Source organism: Trichocoleus sp. FACHB-40, assembly GCF_014695915.1.
Lineage (GTDB): Bacteria > Cyanobacteriota > Cyanobacteriia > Cyanobacteriales > FACHB-T130 > Funiculus > Funiculus sociatus.
Genome location: NZ_JACJPF010000068.1, coordinates 17774 through 33510 on the forward strand (window position 1 = coordinate 17774; position 15737 = coordinate 33510).

Below are 15737 nucleotides of genomic sequence, written 5' to 3' on the forward strand. Positions count from 1 at the left end.
CGTTCCCAGTCGGAGGCTGGAAGAATACGAGGATAACAGTATCTGGATTCGGAGCGCGGTAAACTCTTTAAACTGGCTTGTAACCCAAAAGCCCCTGATAGTTAAAGAGATACCGCTTTGACATCCTTCCCGCACCTAAAAGGTACGGGAATTCCAAGAATCACTTCTTAGACCTTTCTGCTTCATAGCAACCGCCATCAGACTTATGTCTATCCGGTCTTACGTTCGCTCCACAGACTTTCACCGCAAGCCCTGCGGCAAGAATGTTGTTGGCAGCATTTACATCTCGGTCGTGATGGGTGCCGCATTCTGGACATTCCCAAGACCGGATATTGAGCGGCAACTTTTCAACGATGTAACCACAATGCCCACAGCGTTTAGAACTCGGAAACCATCGGTCAATCTTGAAGAGACTGCGACCATACCACTCACACTTGTACTCAAGCTGCCTGACCAATTCACCCCAACTCGCATCACTGATGGAAAGGGCAAGTTTCCGGTTCTTCACCATGTTCTTCACAGCCAAATCTTCGACGGCAATGGTTTGGTTTTCACGCACCAATCGAGTTGTCAACTTGTGAAGGAAATCGTTTCGAGCGTCGCTAATTTCAGCATAGACTTTAGCGACTTTAAGACGGGCTTTGTAGCTATTACTAGAACCCTTCTGCTTGCGGCTCAACGCCTTCTGCGCTTTTCGCAGTTTGCGACGCTTAATAGCAAACCCTTTAGGATTAGAAACTTTTTCGCCCGTACTCAGAGCAATCAAGCTCGTGATGCCCAAATCAATCCCAATTTGATTAGGAGATTCGGGCAATGGCTCAATCTCGACATTCACCAACAAAGAAACAGTCCATCGTCCCGATGGCGAGAGCTTTACCGTAATGGTGGATGGTTCGCACATATGAGGGAGTTGTCTGCTCCAACGTATGTTGAGTGGTTCAGAACACTTAGCCAAGTAAATTTGACCATCACGCCATTTGAAGGCGGATTTAGTGAATTCTGCATTACCACCGTTTCGTTTCTTCTTAAAAGTTGGGTATTTTGTCCGTCCTTCAAAGAAGTTGGAGAACGCTTTTTGGAGATGCCTCAATCCTTGTTGAAGTGGAACACAACTGACTTCGTGGAGAAAGACAAGATTTTCATCTTTCTTCCACTCAGTCAGCATCGCAGAAGTCTCGTTATACCCGACTCGTTTCTTGTGTTCATACCAAGCTTCAGTCCGAAGGGCAAGGGCGCGGTTATACACAAGACGAGTACAGCCTATCGTTCTCCTCAACAAGGTTTCTTGTTCAGGTGTTGGATAGAAACGGTACTTAAAGGCTTTGTGTTTCATGCCTCACATAATAATTATCTTGTAAAGTATGTAAATTATATTGGCAATTCCGCGGCATTGAGCCACTCAATTGCCGCTCCTATCCCTCCCTGCCCTAGAACGGCAGGGTTTCTCGGAGGTTTCTGATGAGTACGTTTTTATTGGAAGTTGGTACAGAAGAATTACCTGCAAGCTTTGTCGATAAGGCGATCGCGCAGTGGCGATCGCGCATTCCTACAAGTCTTACTGAAAATAGCCTCACTAGCGAGAAAATTGAAGTTTACGCCACCCCCCGGCGTTTAGCGGTGCTAATTGCAGGTTTGCCGACGCAGCAACCGGATCGGGAAGAAGAAGTTAAAGGGCCACCAGCACAGGCGGCGTTTAAAGATGGCAAACCCACCAAGGCAGCAGAAGGGTTTGCGCGTAAGCTGGGGGTGGAACTCGATCAGTTGGAAATTCGCCCCACCGATAAAGGGGATTTTGTCTTTGTTCGCCAAACCATCCCCGGACGACCAACCGTGGACATTCTCACGCAGCTGGTTTGGCAATGGATTTTCGGATTAGAAGGGAAGCGGTTTATGCGCTGGGGGGATGGGGATCTGAAGTTTCCCCGTCCGATTGGCTGGTTGGTGGCTTTGTGGGATGACCAAGTGCTGCCAATTGAGATTGTAAATGGTTCCGAGACGATTAAGAGCGATCGCACAACCCGCGCTCATCGCGTCTTGCATCCGGAACTCGTGACAATTTCCCAAGCTTCAGATTATGTCAATGGTCTACGTTCTGCCTTTGTGGAAGTTGACCCCCAGGCGCGGAAAACCAAAATTCAAGAACAAGTTCAGGCTGCTGCTAAAAAGCTCAATGGCTACTGTGAAATATACCCGGATTTGCTGCAAGAAGTCACTAATTTAGCTGAATTGCCTACAGCAGTTATTGGTAACTTTGACCCAGAATTCTTGAGTTTACCGCCAGAAGTAATTACTACTGTCATGGTGACTCATCAGCGTTATTTTCCAGTATTTAAAGATGAGAACAAAGCCGAGCTAATTCCCTATTTTATCACCATTTCTAATGGCGATCCAGCAAAATCAGACATTATTGCTGAAGGCAATGGTCGAGTGATTCGCGCCCGTTTAGCTGATGGTCAGTATTTCTACAAAACTGATTTATCTCAGCCTTTAGAAAGTTATTTACCGAAGCTGGAAAAAGTTACTTTTCAAGAAGATTTGGGTTCGGTACGGGAAAAGGTGGAACGGCTGGGCAAAATTGCCAGCAGCATTAGCGAACAACTGCAATTATCAGAAGATGAGCGACAGAATATCCAACGCGCCGCCTTACTTTGTAAAGCTGACCTTGTGACTCAGATGGTGGGAGAATTTCCAGAATTGCAAGGTGTAATGGGCCAAAAATATGCTTTGGCTAGTGGCGAATCAGAAGCGGTAGCAGCAGCAATTTTTGAGCATTATTTGCCACGGGGAGCCGGGGATAAACTTCCTCAAAATCTAACAAGTCAAGTTGTGGGCTTGGCAGACAGGTTGGATACTTTGGTGAGTATCTTTGGACTGGGAATGTTACCAACAGGTTCTTCAGATCCGTTTGCTCTGCGTCGGGCGGCAAATGCTGTTCTTAACATTACTTGGGCGGCAGATTTAGCTAACATTACTTGGGCGGCAGATTTAGCTATTAATTTGCATCAATTGCTGCAAGGAGCTGTGGCAGATTTTGTGGTAAAACATCCGAAAAATCAAGGTGAGAAGTTGTTACGTAATTTGCAGGAATTCTTTTTACAGCGCATCCGCAACTTGCTACAAGATGAGCGAAATATTGACTATGACTTGGTGAATGCGGTACTGGGAGAAAACGATCCGGAGTATACAGAACGGGCGTTAAAGGATTTATTGGATGTACGCGATCGCGCTCTATTTCTCCAAAGTATCCGCAATAATGGCAAGCTAGATGAAATCTACGAAACTGTCAACCGCTCTACTCGTCTCGCTTCCCAAGGCGATTTAGATAAAGTTGAGTTGTCACCATCGGCTGTGGTGCGTCCAGAATTATTTCAAAAATCATCGGAGCAAGCTTTCTACGATGCAATTGTGCAGCTAGTTCCCGAAACTAAAGCATCTCAAGAGCAGCGAAATTATCAGCAGCTAGTAGATGCTTTAAGTAAGATAGCTCCTACTGTTAGCGCTTTCTTTGATGGTGCTGAAAGTGTTTTGGTGATGGATGCGGATTTGGAAATCCGCAAGAATCGTTTGAATTTGTTGGGGTTATTGCGGAATCATGCGCGGGTTCTGGCAGATTTTGGCGCAATTGTGAAGAGTTAGTAGGGGAAAAAAGAACCGCGTTGGCGTAGCCTGCGTTTTGCGCTTAGACGCTAAGCGCGCGAAGTTAAGAAAAAGAAGGAAGTTATTGGAGGGAAAGAGGTTTTTAAATACGATTATTGCGGTATGATGAGGGGTTGCGAAACTAGGGAATTTGTACGGCCAAGTTAGCTATGCCCATCGCTCATATTATCGGTTTGGGAAAGTCGGGAATTGCTGCTGCACGATTGTTAAAACGCGAAGGTTACTCGGTGACGGTAAGCGATCGCAATACCGCCGAAAGCCTGCAAGAACAGCAACAACAGCTTGAGGATGAGGGAATTACTGTTAAGCTTGGCTATTCCCTGGAACTGGTTGATACCTTACCCCAGATGATCGTCGTCAGTCCTGGCGTACCTTGGGATGCACCTTTATTAGTCCAGGCTAGAGAGTTGGGGATCGAGACAATTGGAGAAATGGAACTGGCGTGGCGATATCTCCAGTCTTGTCCTTGGGTGGGAATTACTGGTACTAACGGCAAAACTACGACAACGGCTTTGATTGCGGCGATTTTTCAAGCCGCTGGTTTTCATGCTCCGGCTTGCGGTAACATCGGCTATGCTGCCTGCGAACTGGCGTTATCCCAAACTCCTCCCGACTGGGTAATTGCTGAAGTTAGCAGTTATCAAATTGAGTCTTCTAATTCTATTGCTCCTAGAATTGGCATTTGGACGACTTTTACACCAGATCACCTTAGCCGCCATAAAACTTTAGAGAATTACTACAACATTAAAGCGCGTCTGTTGCGTCAGGCGCGCCAGCAAGTAATCAACGGCGACGATGCTTATTTGCGAAAGAATGCACCCGATAGCTTTCCCAATGCTTGCTGGACGAGTGTGAAAGGCAAAGCTAAACTAATTGGCGATCGTGATGGGGGAGTTTACATTGAGGATGGTTGGGTGGTCGCTGATGGCGAACAAATTGTGATGACATCAGCTTTAAGAATGGTGGGAGAACACAATCAGCAAAATCTGTTGATGGCGGTAGCAGCAGCAAGATTGGCGGGGATTGAGAAAGAGGCAATTGCGATCGCGATCGCTAATTTCCCCGGCGTTCCTCATCGTCTAGAATACATCCGCACTCTGGCGGGAGTTGACTTTATCAACGACAGCAAAGCTACCAACTACGATGCTGCACAAGTCGGGTTAGCTTCTGTCAACTATCCCGCCATCCTCATTGCTGGTGGTGAAGCCAAAGCTGGAGATGATACCAGTTGGATAGAGACAATTCAAGCTAAAGCCGCCGCTGTGTTACTAATTGGTAGCGCCGCAGATACCTTTGCAAAAGCGTTGGCTAGAGTTGACTATTCCAGCTACGAAATTGTAGAAACTATGGAGAGAGCTGTACTCAGAGGTGCAGAATTAGCCGAGCAGCATGGTGCTAAAGTTGTTCTACTTTCTCCTGCTTGTGCTAGTTTCGACCAATATCAAAACTTTGAGGAAAGAGGCGACCATTTCCGACAACTTTGTCAGCAGCTACTTTAGTTAAATTATCACCTTAAAAACCGTCGCACTGAGGCGCTGATTAAATCTACCGAAAAAGTGAGAACGAGAAAGACAATTAAAGTGGTGAGAAGTCCTTTGTAGTCAAAGCTACTCAGTTGTTCCGCCAGCAAACGCCCTAATCCGCCAGCACCTACTAACCCGACAATGACGGTAGAACGGATGCAGACTTCCCAACGGTAAAGGATGTAGGCGACAAATCGGGGGAGGGTGCGGGGTAAGATGCCATAGAGGAAGACTTGGGAATCAGTAGCGCCCAATGCTTTAAGGGAGGTTATTGGACGCTGTTCTAAATTTTCTACCACTTCCGCCATCAGACGACCTAGTATACCCAGGTTGTGCAGGGAAAGCGCGATCGCTCCCGGCAAAATCCCCGGAAACAACACAAATAGAAAGATTAATGCCCAAATGGGTTCGGGGACAGCACGAGCAACTAACAGCAGGAATCGGGTAACAAACAGCACAACGTTTCCCCGGAGCTCCCCCCTTGCCCCCGACAACAGGAAATTATTTGCTGCTGGGAAAGAAAGAAAAATTCCTCCTAATCCAGCCCCAGCCATTGCCAGAATAGACATAGCCAGCGTTTTAGCAGAAAGCTCGAATAGCTGACTCAGCTGGCTGAAATCGGGTGGCAAAGCATCCTGAAACACTCCTGCCAAAAGTTGAAAGGTTCGCGGCGAGTAAAGTTTAGAATAATCAGCTTGGACGTACCAGAAGGAGAATATTGCTAAAACCACGGTACCCAGAAATGACACCTTCACCACTGGGTCATTTTGGTAGAGAGGCTTTTTGCGCCCAGAAAGATTTAAGACGTTCAAATCTAGGCGAGAAGGCGCACCCAAGCGGCGACGCAGCATCGCACTCCAGAAATCGGTAGCACCAGTTAGTAAAATTAAGGCAATTAAAAACGTCCACATCTGTTCATAGCGTAGGGATTGGAGGCTGAGAAAAATTTGATACCCCAATCCACCAGCACCGATAATTCCCAGTACGGCGGCGGAACGAATCGAACACTCGAACCTGTAGAAAGCGTAGGAAAGCAAATTTAGAAAAGCTTGGAGAATCAGGCTATAAATAAAAGCATTCAGAGGTGGAACGCCGCTATTGAGGAGTGCCATTAGTGGCTGGCGAGGCGTTTCGTCTAGAATTTCTGAAAATACTTTTGCAGTTATAGCACCAAAAGGAATAGCGATCGCTAGCACCGCCACCAGGGGATCTAGTCCAAAAATATTGACGAAAAACAATCCCCAAATTAACTCGTGAATTGCTCTTGGAATCGCCAAAACTCCTCTTACCACCAGCCAAGGCGATTGAGTTATTAGCTTCCTTTTTTGAGTTTTGAGTACAGATTCCCACCAAACTTCAGAGGAAAGAATACCAGCAACCAAACCGATCAATACGCTGAAGAAGGTGCCGCAAACCGCGTAAGCTAGTGTTTTAAAAGTGGCATCCAAAGTAAGTTGGAGAAATTCCGGGCTGAAGTCGGGATGGACAGCAGCAACCAGAAAACGCCAAACCAGGTTCCAGCCTCCTTCGTTGATTAAATCTCGCTCAAATACGCCAGCTGAGTGCAACGACCAAACGAAAGATGCTAAAAATAGCAATCCCCACAAAGTACGCCAGTTAAAAATGGAAGGGCGCTTGGGGAGGGTAGTTGGTTTGCGATTTAAAGTTTTTTTCATATCAAATCCAAGAACCCTCTCTTGTTTAAATGGAACTGACATAACCACAAGTCTTGTGTTATAACCTCAGTAAATCTGTAGCTGAAGCTATATAATTCCCCCGTAAGTCAATACCATTCCTCTGTCAATACCATGTATTTAACTTATAAGCTTTGTATCAAAATTATGAATTTTGTTATTCCTAATTTTGAGGTTTGTTGGTTTAGGTAAAAGTTAGGTATTTTGCTCTATTGCCCATCTTGATACCTCGTGCATCGATCTAAGCCTTCAGGGCGTTGAGTATAATAAATATGTAGAGTCCTCTTAGAGCATATTTTGCAGTGCCTGGGTCACAGGTTCGTTCTTCCGAACCACGTAGCCATTGGTAAAGACGTGGAATTGGTTGTACTCTGCACAAACTTAACTACACAGAACTTCGTCATAATTAGCTTAACAATCGTGAAACTTCCCATTCAGAAAATCCTCTTCGGTAGCCCCGGAACCGGGAAAAGCTACAAAATTGATCACGAAATTATCCCGAATGATTTAGAAATAAATAAATTGCTAAATCCAGAGAATATTATAAAAACAGTTTTTCATCCAGAATATACCTACGGTGATTTTATGGGGAAACTGGTGCCAATAACTAAATTTGGAGGAAAACCTGAATATAATTTTTATGAGGGACATTTTCTAAAAGCTTTAGGACAGGCTTACAAAAATATTCAGATAACAAAGCCAAAATTTTTTGAGCAAATTAACTGGGATGATGTTAATAATGTCGCTTTAGTTATTGATGAAATTAATCGAGGCAACTCTGCTTCAATCTTTGGTGTTTGTTTTCAATTGCTTGATAGAGAAGAGACAGGATGGTCAAGCTATAGTGTAAATCTTACAGAAATTGAATTTTATAAATTTATCGAGTTGATAGGAGTAAAAATATCTCTAGTCGATGGCAACCTCAAATTTCAGTTTCCCGGCGACAGTCATTTTGTTTTTTTCGATGCTTTAAAAGACAAATTTACCCCATTAGGAGTAAATACAGAGACTAAGACAATAATGCTCCCGCCAAATCTGTCAATCCTTGCCAGTATGAACACCTCCGACAACTCCATTTACTTTATGGACAGTGCCTTCAAGCGGCGTTGGGATTGGGAATTTATTAACTGGGATGGTAGTAAGCCTCCTACTGCCACATACGGAAAAGGGGGAACTTTAGAGGAGAAGGACTGGAGAAAACTAATCAAAAACCTTAACGGCTTCATAAAAAGTCATCACGCCTCCGTCCGTGGGATTGAGGACAAGCAGGTTGGTTATTATTTCATCAAACAGCCCGTAACGGCTGAACAGATACAAAATAAACTAATGTTCTTCTTGTGGGATAGCGTTTTTAATCGGGATAAAAAACCACTTGAAGAGCTTCTTAAGGTAAAAAGAGATGAACTTGTCACATTCGGAGATTTCACTAAATTACATAATATTTTTATTGAAAGTATTATGAATCTCAAAAGTTGATTTCCCTCAATGTTGTCAATCGAAAATACTAGGTTTTATTCTTTTATGAGCCGTGTTTGACTTTAATAGCCTTAAGCTGATAAAAGGTTCCAATGATTTTTTTGTTGGCATCCGTAAGTCTGTATCCGGGGATGGTTTTGAGTTTTGTCTGCCAAACGGCTTTGATAACTTTCCGGAGGGGGATTTCGACGAGGTGCGAGATTTATTTTTCAAGATGTACCGCACGTTTCGCAAGTTTGAGCGCCACAATAAAGACACCAATCGATTCAAGATAAACACATCTGAATATCAGCGAGATCAAGATCAGACAACCCTTTCCTCCGGCGGAATTAGTATGCAGACTGAGGAAGGAGAAGTTTGTGTGCTATACAGCAAGATCAAGATGATCGAGCAGGTGCTGGAAGCCTACGATGACCTTGCTATCAACTCGATCCAAAAGAAAGTTAGGCGCAGTGAGGACATTGACTATTTTCAGATTCACAAATACTTAGATCGTGCTATCTACCTAGATAACGATGCACTTTACGTCGATGTGATGGATTTGCCGCGTCCGACGTTACGCTATGAAAGCACTGACATAGTGAATCTGTATTGTTACATTCTTGATGAGATTGTACAGCAGTTGCAGGCCGATGTATCGGAGAACATTAAAGCACACAGTCAGGATATTCGCTTTCTTGCCCAGCGCTTCAAGGACAACTACTTGACTAGCAATCAGTCTATTTTTGACAAAGACACTTTCGTAGAGACCATCAACATCCTTAAGGAAACGTTCGACAACATAGACAAGAACACTTATTACAAGGACGCTGACTATTGGGGACTTTACGAAGCCATTGAGATATTCTTGTACGGCGAAATCAATCCCAACCAGAACGATGGTAACTATTGGGGAATGAGAGGATTTTCCCTACTGTGGGAGGATATGTGCCACACCTACTTCTTTAAAAAACACCGCGACGAAATCTGCTATGCGGATACGGATATACCTTTGGAAAATCCTCCAAATCCCTCACCTAAGAGGCAAAGCGAAGAATTGAAACGGGTTGGTAATTACCAAAACCATCATGGGAATGGGTTTGGTAATCAATGGATTTATCGGACAGAATCGAATATTCCATACCCCAAAAAAGTAGGAAAATTTGGATGGAATGAACTACTTTGTATTGAATTTGATACCCAACCAGGAACTTGGGTTTACTCAAGTCCCAAGTATAATGAGTTACAGCACCGAGATAGAAGTCAAGCTTTACGTCGTTTTCCGCGTCCTGACTTGGTTTTAAGAACTGATCCAGAAAATGATTTTCAGTTAAAAATAGTTGATTATAAAGATGTACCACTTGATTTTTATGTCCATCCTAAATCATCACCAAAATCTGCGAAGAAATATAGAGATGATATTATCAAACAGCTAACCTATGAATTCGCATTGCAGCAAAAACATAACATATTAGAAAACGTGTTTTTAATTCCTTATTATTACGAATCAGATTCAATTCGTGAGCCTTTGGGAGAATTTGAGGCGCTTGAAGACCAAAAGCTTAGAGGAATCAAGATATTCAAAGCCAATTTTTTGCTAATTCAAAAAATATATTTAGATAAAAATCCATGAATTCCGAAGCAGACATTATTGGAATATCCTCAAACCATTTAAACTTTCAGAGTAAATATGTTCCTTTTCTATCCTTTACGAACCAAGACCAAAAAATAGTAGCCGAAAATTACATTTATCAAGAAGTATCTGCTTTTTTTGAAAAAATATTACCCGGCCAAGCTGTAATCCCAATTGCTTATGCCAAACTCATCACAGAAGCAGACTTTAAAAAAATTGAAATTAGCTATTTTTATGAAAATCTATTCCACGACTTAGAGCGCAAACCTAACGGTCAATTAGAACCAAAAATTAGATGGGTCCTTACTTTCGACGAAAAATGCGCTCCACTTCAGCTAGCATCGACTCCTCTAAACCATACGGGTTATAAAAAGCCTAGTCTATTGTATAAGGATACAAAAGGTCGCCCGCATCGACGATTTGGCACTATAGATATCAATGGAACTCCAGTTTTTTACTACATTTACTTCACACTTCAAGAAATCTTGGATGTTATTAAAGGACTACCAAGATATTGAATTCACTTTATCTCATCCCAGGAGTTTTATTCTATATAGAACTCAGGTTGTACAATTCCTCAATCATTGCGTCGGACAGTGCTGCTGCTTGTGTATCAAATAGAATACGCCCCTGTCGCAAACCGATAATTCGCTGATAATGACTGCGGGCAAATTCTATCGCGTGAACACTGGTAACTAAAGTTTTCCCCGTTTCTACACTCAACTGGCGCAATAAGTCCATAATCTCGCGGCTGCGTTCGGGGTCGAGGCTGGAAATTGGTTCATCGGCAAGAATAGCGGTAGGATTTTGCACGAGGACGCGCGCGATCGCTACCCGTTGCTGTTGACCGCCAGAAAGTTTATCTGTGCGTTCATAAAGCTTTTCAGGAATACCCACCTGTGCTAGTGCTTTTACCGCTGTCTCGACTTCCATTGGATAAATCAGCGAAGCCGCAGCTTTTAGAAATGACCAGCGCCCCAGATGCCCTGCATTGACATTATGAATCACCCGCAAATTATCCACCAGATGAAATTGCTGGTAAATCGTACCAATTTGGCGCTGAACCTGACGCAACAATTTTGGGCGAAGCTGGGCGAGGTTGCGACCAAGTACCCAAACTTCTCCTTGAGTGGGTAACTGGGTGCCGTTCAGCAAGCTAATCAGGGTGCTTTTCCCCGCGCCACTGGAACCAACCAGCGCCACGCGATCGCCTGCACGAATCTGCAAGTTAATCTCAGCGAGAGATTCAAAGCGTCCAAATTGCTTAGAAACGTTTTTCAGTTCAAATACTGGCGCAGATGAGTTCATTTCTCTGCTTAGTTTGCTATCCATTTAGTCATAAGATAGCGATCGTGATCTTTAAAACCAACCTTCCGATATAAGTTTTGTGCTGCTGTATTTTTCTGCTCAACTTCTAAATGAAGTGCTTGAATTCCCAGAGAAGGGCAAACAGCTTCTATAAACTGTATTACGTTCATGCCTACCCCTTGCCCCCGATAACTTTCTCGAATATAGAGTTCATCAATAAAGGCATCGCGCCCTCGAAATTCCAAACTGTAGCCAAAGGTAAGGACAACGTAGCCAATCGCTTCGTCGCCATGCTGGATCAGCCACACTCGTCCTAGAGAATCATCATGCAAAATATTCGCCAACGCTGTGCGAACAATGGATTCATCAAACTTTAGGTGTTCAAACTCGTAGAACTCTTGTATAAACTCCACAAGAGTTTCAGTATCTGATCTTTCTGCAATTTTAAAGTTTGTTTTTGTCATTTACATCACTTTATTTTGCCAATTTTCCGACCAATATCCTCAATTTGAGCATAGTTGGAGTTTTGGGTAGGAATAAATTTAGTTGCTTGTAAAAGGTCGAGAATTTCTTTTTGCTCTGGTACGTTGGGGTCTAGTTTTAAAAAGGCGTTTTGCACTTTTTTAACAAAATCCTCGCCATAGCGCTGTTTGACATCGGGGTGAATTACCCAGTGATAGTCGTAGTAGGCGGGTGTCTGCCAAAGGACTTCTACTTTGTTCAAATCTACTTCTTTCGCATCAACTCGCTTTTTCCAGACGCTTTCGTTGACAGCACCAGCATCAAAACTACCTACTTCCACTAATTTTATTGTCTTATCGTGGTCGCCGGAAAAGCCAACTTCACCTTTAAAATCTTCCAGTTTCAAACCTGCTTGTTGCAGGAAATATTGCGGCATCAAACGCCCCGATGTGGAGGATTCGCTGCCGAAGGTTAAAGTACGACCTTTGAGTTGTTTTAAATCAGAAATATCTTTAAATGGCTTCAGCCCGGTTTTTTTGTTAGCGATGAAGAGACTATGGAATTTCTCGTCAATATCGCGTTGCGCGATCGCTGCCGCACCTGGTACTTGCAACCGTGCTTGCACCCCAGTCAATCCGCCAAACCAAACTAAATCTAAATCCCCCACTTTAAATGCGGTGACAGCTGCGGTATAGTCTGTGACAGGCTTATATTCTACTGGCACACCCAATTCTTTCTCTAAATAGGTGGCTAACTTGTCATATTGACGCTGCAACTTTTGCGGATCTTGATCTGGAATTGCCCCAATTTCTAGAGCTTGTTTTGCCTGATTTGAGCCAGTCGCCACTGTTCCAGATGGGGAGGGCGAACAAGCCCCTAGAGACAGCACCAACAAACCTGACAACAAGACTTTTTTCATATCTGATTTGAACTTCACTCTTTGCCAGAAGATAGTGTAAACGATGCTGGTAGCTTTATGCCAAGATTAACCCAAGTGTTCCCATACTTTAGTGTTTTTTTAGGGCAGGCAGTATGCCAAAATTAACCCAAGTGTCACAGATTTAAGCAATGGTTTGGGCAGATGGGCATCTGTTGCATGGCGGGCGATATATTATCAAGCGGGTGCTGGGAGAAGGTGGCTGTGGCATCACTTATTTGGCTAGGGATAAAAAAGGGAATGCTGTCGTCATCAAGACGCTGAACGATAGAGTATTAAATAAACGCCAATTTACGGCGTATCAAGACAAGTTCAATCGAGATTTTGAGAAAGAAGCGCTACGCCTAGCCGTGTGCAGACACCCGCACATTGTACGGATTGAAAATGCTTTTTCTGAGGGGCAACTGCCTTGCATAGTGATGGAGTATGTTCAGGGAGAAGATTTATGGCAGCGCGTTAGTCAGCAAGGCGTGCTGTCGGAAACCGAAGCATTAAAATATATTCGGCAAATTGGTGAGGCGCTAACTTTCATTCACGATAGAGGCTTTTTACATCGGGATGTGAAGCCGTCTAATATTATGGTGCGTACTGGAAAACTAGAAGCGGTGCTAATTGATTTTGGCATTGCACGAGAATTTATTCCAAATTTGACGCAGACTCAGACGCAAACTTTTACTCCCGGTTTTGCACCTATCGAACAGTATGCACTGCAAGCGAGACGTGGAGAGTATTCGGATGTTTATGCACTCGCGGGAACGCTTTACTATCTGCTTACCCAAGAAGTGCCGCTACCTGCTCCCGCTAGGGCTGCTGGCATTCCCTTGGATGCACCGCAGCAAATAAATCCCAATATTAGTAATATAGTTAATCGGGCGATTCTTCAAGGTTTGGAGTTTCAGCCAGAAAATCGTCCTCAGTCAGTGCAGGAGTGGATAGAATTGCTGACTTTAAATACTCCTACTTCTGGACAACAATTATCAAATATTAGCCCAATTTTAAGACAATCCAAAGCAAGTTACACGCCTACTAATCAGAATATTCTCACTCACAGGCAAGGTTCATCGTCCGGGATAGATTACCGTAATTTACAAGCTCATTTAGCGCTAGGAAAGTGGAAAGAAGCCGATGAGGAAACTGCGGCACTCATGCTAAAAATAGCTTGTAGAGAAAAGGAAGGCTGGCTGAGAGTTGAAGATATTAAAATGTTTCCCTCAAAAGACCTTCGTTTAATTGACACTCTTTGGATAAAGCACAGTAAGGGACGCTTTGGTTTTAGCGTACAAAAGCATATTTGGGAAAGTATAGGCGGGACGAAAAATGCCAATTATGAAATTATGTGTAATTTAGGCGATCGCTTGCAATGGCGGATAAACTGTTGTTGGGTTGACTACGAGCAATTTATGTTTGATTGCGCTCTAGCTCCTTTGGGACACCTCCCCAGTGGCTATGTTTTTTGTGAGGTTGGTTGGTGGGTGGGTTTGCTAAATCTTTTTTATCGTCTTAGTTCTTAGTCAATTGTCTAATTCCCACTCTATTTTGCCGTTGAGGGAGGAATGAAAAAGGGGTGCATCCCAGTTTGGCAAAAATACCGGGCGATTGGAAATCGCGGCTACACAAACTAAGTCCGCCTGCGCGGACTCAATTCAGGCTGGGTCAGTAGGCTTTGTTTGTGGAGCATCGAGACTTTCAGCCTGTAGGCGATTTGCAAATACGGGATGCTCCCTGAAAAAGGAAGGTTGTGGTTTGTTCCTTGTCAGTTTAAAAAGTTGAAACATAACAACGTTTGATGACTAATAACTAATAATAAAATCAAACAAATAGTGAGCCATCTGTAATTTACTACAAGGCTCAATTTCTACTTTGCGTCCTTGGTTGTCTAGAAATATAGCTTGATTCTTGTCGCTGCCAAAACCACTATCCGGTTTATCGATAGGATTGGCAACAATGGCATCTAATTTTTTCTTGTGCAACTTTTCCAAAGCTGGCGTTACAATATCTCCAGTTTGAGCCGCAAACCCAATTAACTTTTGATGCGGCTTTTTAAGAGTTGCCAATTCTGCGACGATATCCGGTACGGGTTGGAGAGGTAAGTTTGTTGGAAGTAAACGTTTCGGCAATTTCTCTGCACTATACTCGGCTGGTTTCACATCCGCCACAGCTGCCGACATTATTATTACATCGGCATTGGAAAAATGCGATCGCATTTCCTGTTCCATCTCTTTTGCACTGGTGACAGAAATCGCTTGCACCCCCAATGGTACATCCCAAGCGGCGGGTGCGCGAACCAGTGTCACCACTGCGCCTCGATGCAGTGCAGCTTGTGCCAATGCTAATCCCATTTTGCCAGTGGAGGGATTGCCGATGAAGCGCACCGGATCTAAATGTTCTCGTGTTCCCCCAGCACTAATTAAAACTCGCTTCCCGGCTAAATCTCGCTTGCCTTTTGCGTGTAATAATGATGCAATTGTCGGCAAAATTTCCGCAGGTTCTGCCATCCGCCCAGCACCAACGCGATCGCAAGCCAAAAGTCCGGCACCAGGCCCCACACTGTGATAACGTTTATCTGTCAACAACTGTTGCCAATTGCGTTGCACCGAAAGTTGTTCCCACATATCCGTATTCATTGCAGGTGCCAATAGCACGGGACAAGTGGAAGCTAACACGGTATTGGTGAGTAAGTTGTCAGCTAAACCATAAGCCAACTTACCTAAAGTATTAGCTGTCAGGGGAGCAATAAGAAAAACCTCTGCCCATTCCCCCAACTCAATATGCAAGGGGCGTTTGTGTGGTTGCCAAAAGTCCTCATCTGTATAAGCAGGATGACGAGACAGGGTTGCCACTGTCAAGGGCGTGATAAATTGACAAGCAGCATCAGTGAGAATTGCTCGAACTTCCACCCCAGACTTAGCAAGCGTTGAGATAACCTCACAAACTTTATAGGCGGCGATACCGCCGCCTATACCAATTAGAACCCGTCTACCTGACAATTTTGGATTTTGGATACTCTCCTTATCCAGGGGGGATAGGGGAGGATCAGATTTGGGATTGTCGGGCGATTCCATTTTGGA

At 44.0% G+C, this 15737-nt stretch carries 12 protein-coding genes; 6 read left to right on the plus strand and 6 right to left on the minus strand.

The features are described from left to right. Positions 1–160 precede the first annotated feature (160 nt). Entirely contained in the window at positions 161–1333 is a 1173-nt protein-coding gene (locus tag H6F63_RS15990; protein ID WP_190638571.1) for an RNA-guided endonuclease TnpB family protein, read from the minus strand. 125 nt (positions 1334–1458) lie between these two features. Between H6F63_RS15990 and glyS the strand changes: the two genes are divergently transcribed. Together glyS and murD are read left to right on the plus strand one after the other, a co-directional pair. Next, a complete protein-coding gene (gene glyS / locus H6F63_RS15995) occupies positions 1459–3636 on the plus strand; it encodes a glycine--tRNA ligase subunit beta (RefSeq protein WP_190638572.1) in 2178 nt (725 codons plus the stop codon). 170 nt (positions 3637–3806) lie between these two features. After that, the gene (gene murD / locus H6F63_RS16000; protein ID WP_190638573.1) at positions 3807–5156 is read left to right on the plus strand and encodes a UDP-N-acetylmuramoyl-L-alanine--D-glutamate ligase; all 1350 of its coding nucleotides are present in this window, start codon (positions 3807–3809) and stop codon (positions 5154–5156) included. 8 nt (positions 5157–5164) lie between these two features. On the opposite strand, the gene H6F63_RS16005 is transcribed toward murD, so the two are convergent. After that, the gene (locus tag H6F63_RS16005) at positions 5165–6856 is read right to left on the minus strand and encodes an ABC transporter permease subunit (RefSeq protein ID WP_190638574.1); all 1692 of its coding nucleotides are present in this window, start codon (positions 6854–6856) and stop codon (positions 5165–5167) included. 438 nt (positions 6857–7294) lie between these two features. On the opposite strand from H6F63_RS16005, the gene H6F63_RS16010 reads away from it, so the two are divergent. Genes H6F63_RS16010 through H6F63_RS16020 form a run of 3 tightly spaced genes read left to right on the plus strand, consistent with a single transcriptional unit; the run spans position 7295 to position 10480 of the window. Continuing rightward, positions 7295–8350, plus strand: coding sequence for a restriction endonuclease (locus tag H6F63_RS16010; protein WP_190638575.1), 1056 nt, complete (start codon positions 7295–7297; stop codon positions 8348–8350). A 52-nt stretch (positions 8351–8402) separates the two neighbouring features. Further along, positions 8403–9962 (plus strand): LlaJI family restriction endonuclease, encoded by a 1560-nt coding sequence (locus H6F63_RS16015; RefSeq protein WP_190638576.1) that lies wholly within the window; start codon positions 8403–8405, stop codon positions 9960–9962. Further along, complete coding sequence (locus H6F63_RS16020) at positions 9959–10480, plus strand: hypothetical protein (protein ID WP_190638577.1); 522 nt, start codon at positions 9959–9961, stop codon at positions 10478–10480. Before H6F63_RS16015 ends, H6F63_RS16020 begins: the two co-directional genes overlap by 4 nt. A gap of 31 nt (positions 10481–10511) precedes the next feature. Here H6F63_RS16020 and H6F63_RS16025 read toward each other — a convergent pair whose 3' ends face one another. Genes H6F63_RS16025 through H6F63_RS16035 form a run of 3 tightly spaced genes read right to left on the minus strand, consistent with a single transcriptional unit; the run spans position 10512 to position 12651 of the window. Beyond that, a complete protein-coding gene (locus tag H6F63_RS16025) occupies positions 10512–11270 on the minus strand; it encodes a phosphonate ABC transporter ATP-binding protein (RefSeq protein ID WP_190638578.1) in 759 nt (252 codons plus the stop codon). An 8-nt stretch (positions 11271–11278) separates the two neighbouring features. Beyond that, on the minus strand, positions 11279–11734 hold the full coding sequence (locus H6F63_RS16030) for a GNAT family N-acetyltransferase (protein WP_190638579.1): 456 nt from the start codon (positions 11732–11734) through the stop codon (positions 11279–11281). Between the two features lie 5 nt (positions 11735–11739). Beyond that, on the minus strand, positions 11740–12651 hold the full coding sequence (locus H6F63_RS16035; RefSeq protein ID WP_190638580.1) for a putative selenate ABC transporter substrate-binding protein: 912 nt from the start codon (positions 12649–12651) through the stop codon (positions 11740–11742). Between the two features lie 149 nt (positions 12652–12800). On the opposite strand from H6F63_RS16035, the gene H6F63_RS16040 reads away from it, so the two are divergent. After that, positions 12801–14180 (plus strand): serine/threonine-protein kinase, encoded by a 1380-nt coding sequence (locus tag H6F63_RS16040; RefSeq protein WP_190638581.1) that lies wholly within the window; start codon positions 12801–12803, stop codon positions 14178–14180. A 279-nt stretch (positions 14181–14459) separates the two neighbouring features. On the opposite strand, the gene coaBC is transcribed toward H6F63_RS16040, so the two are convergent. After that, positions 14460–15731 carry a bifunctional phosphopantothenoylcysteine decarboxylase/phosphopantothenate--cysteine ligase CoaBC gene (coaBC, locus tag H6F63_RS16045; protein ID WP_190638582.1) on the minus strand — a complete coding sequence of 424 codons (1272 nt, stop codon included), beginning with the start codon at positions 15729–15731 and terminating at the stop codon, positions 14460–14462. Positions 15732–15737 lie beyond the last annotated feature (6 nt).

Coding starts and splice junctions, on each gene's coding strand:
- H6F63_RS16040 (WP_190638581.1), top strand. CDS start 12,801: ATGGTTTGGGCAGATGGGCATCTGTTGCATGGCGGGCGATATATTATC.
- coaBC (WP_190638582.1), bottom strand. CDS start 15,731: ATGGAATCGCCCGACAATCCCAAATCTGATCCTCCCCTATCCCCCCTG.
- H6F63_RS15990 (WP_190638571.1), bottom strand. CDS start 1,333: ATGAAACACAAAGCCTTTAAGTACCGTTTCTATCCAACACCTGAACAA.
- H6F63_RS16005 (WP_190638574.1), bottom strand. CDS start 6,856: ATGAAAAAAACTTTAAATCGCAAACCAACTACCCTCCCCAAGCGCCCT.
- glyS (WP_190638572.1), top strand. CDS start 1,459: ATGAGTACGTTTTTATTGGAAGTTGGTACAGAAGAATTACCTGCAAGC.
- H6F63_RS16035 (WP_190638580.1), bottom strand. CDS start 12,651: ATGAAAAAAGTCTTGTTGTCAGGTTTGTTGGTGCTGTCTCTAGGGGCT.
- H6F63_RS16030 (WP_190638579.1), bottom strand. CDS start 11,734: ATGACAAAAACAAACTTTAAAATTGCAGAAAGATCAGATACTGAAACT.
- H6F63_RS16025 (WP_190638578.1), bottom strand. CDS start 11,270: ATGAACTCATCTGCGCCAGTATTTGAACTGAAAAACGTTTCTAAGCAA.
- H6F63_RS16020 (WP_190638577.1), top strand. CDS start 9,959: ATGAATTCCGAAGCAGACATTATTGGAATATCCTCAAACCATTTAAAC.
- murD (WP_190638573.1), top strand. CDS start 3,807: ATGCCCATCGCTCATATTATCGGTTTGGGAAAGTCGGGAATTGCTGCT.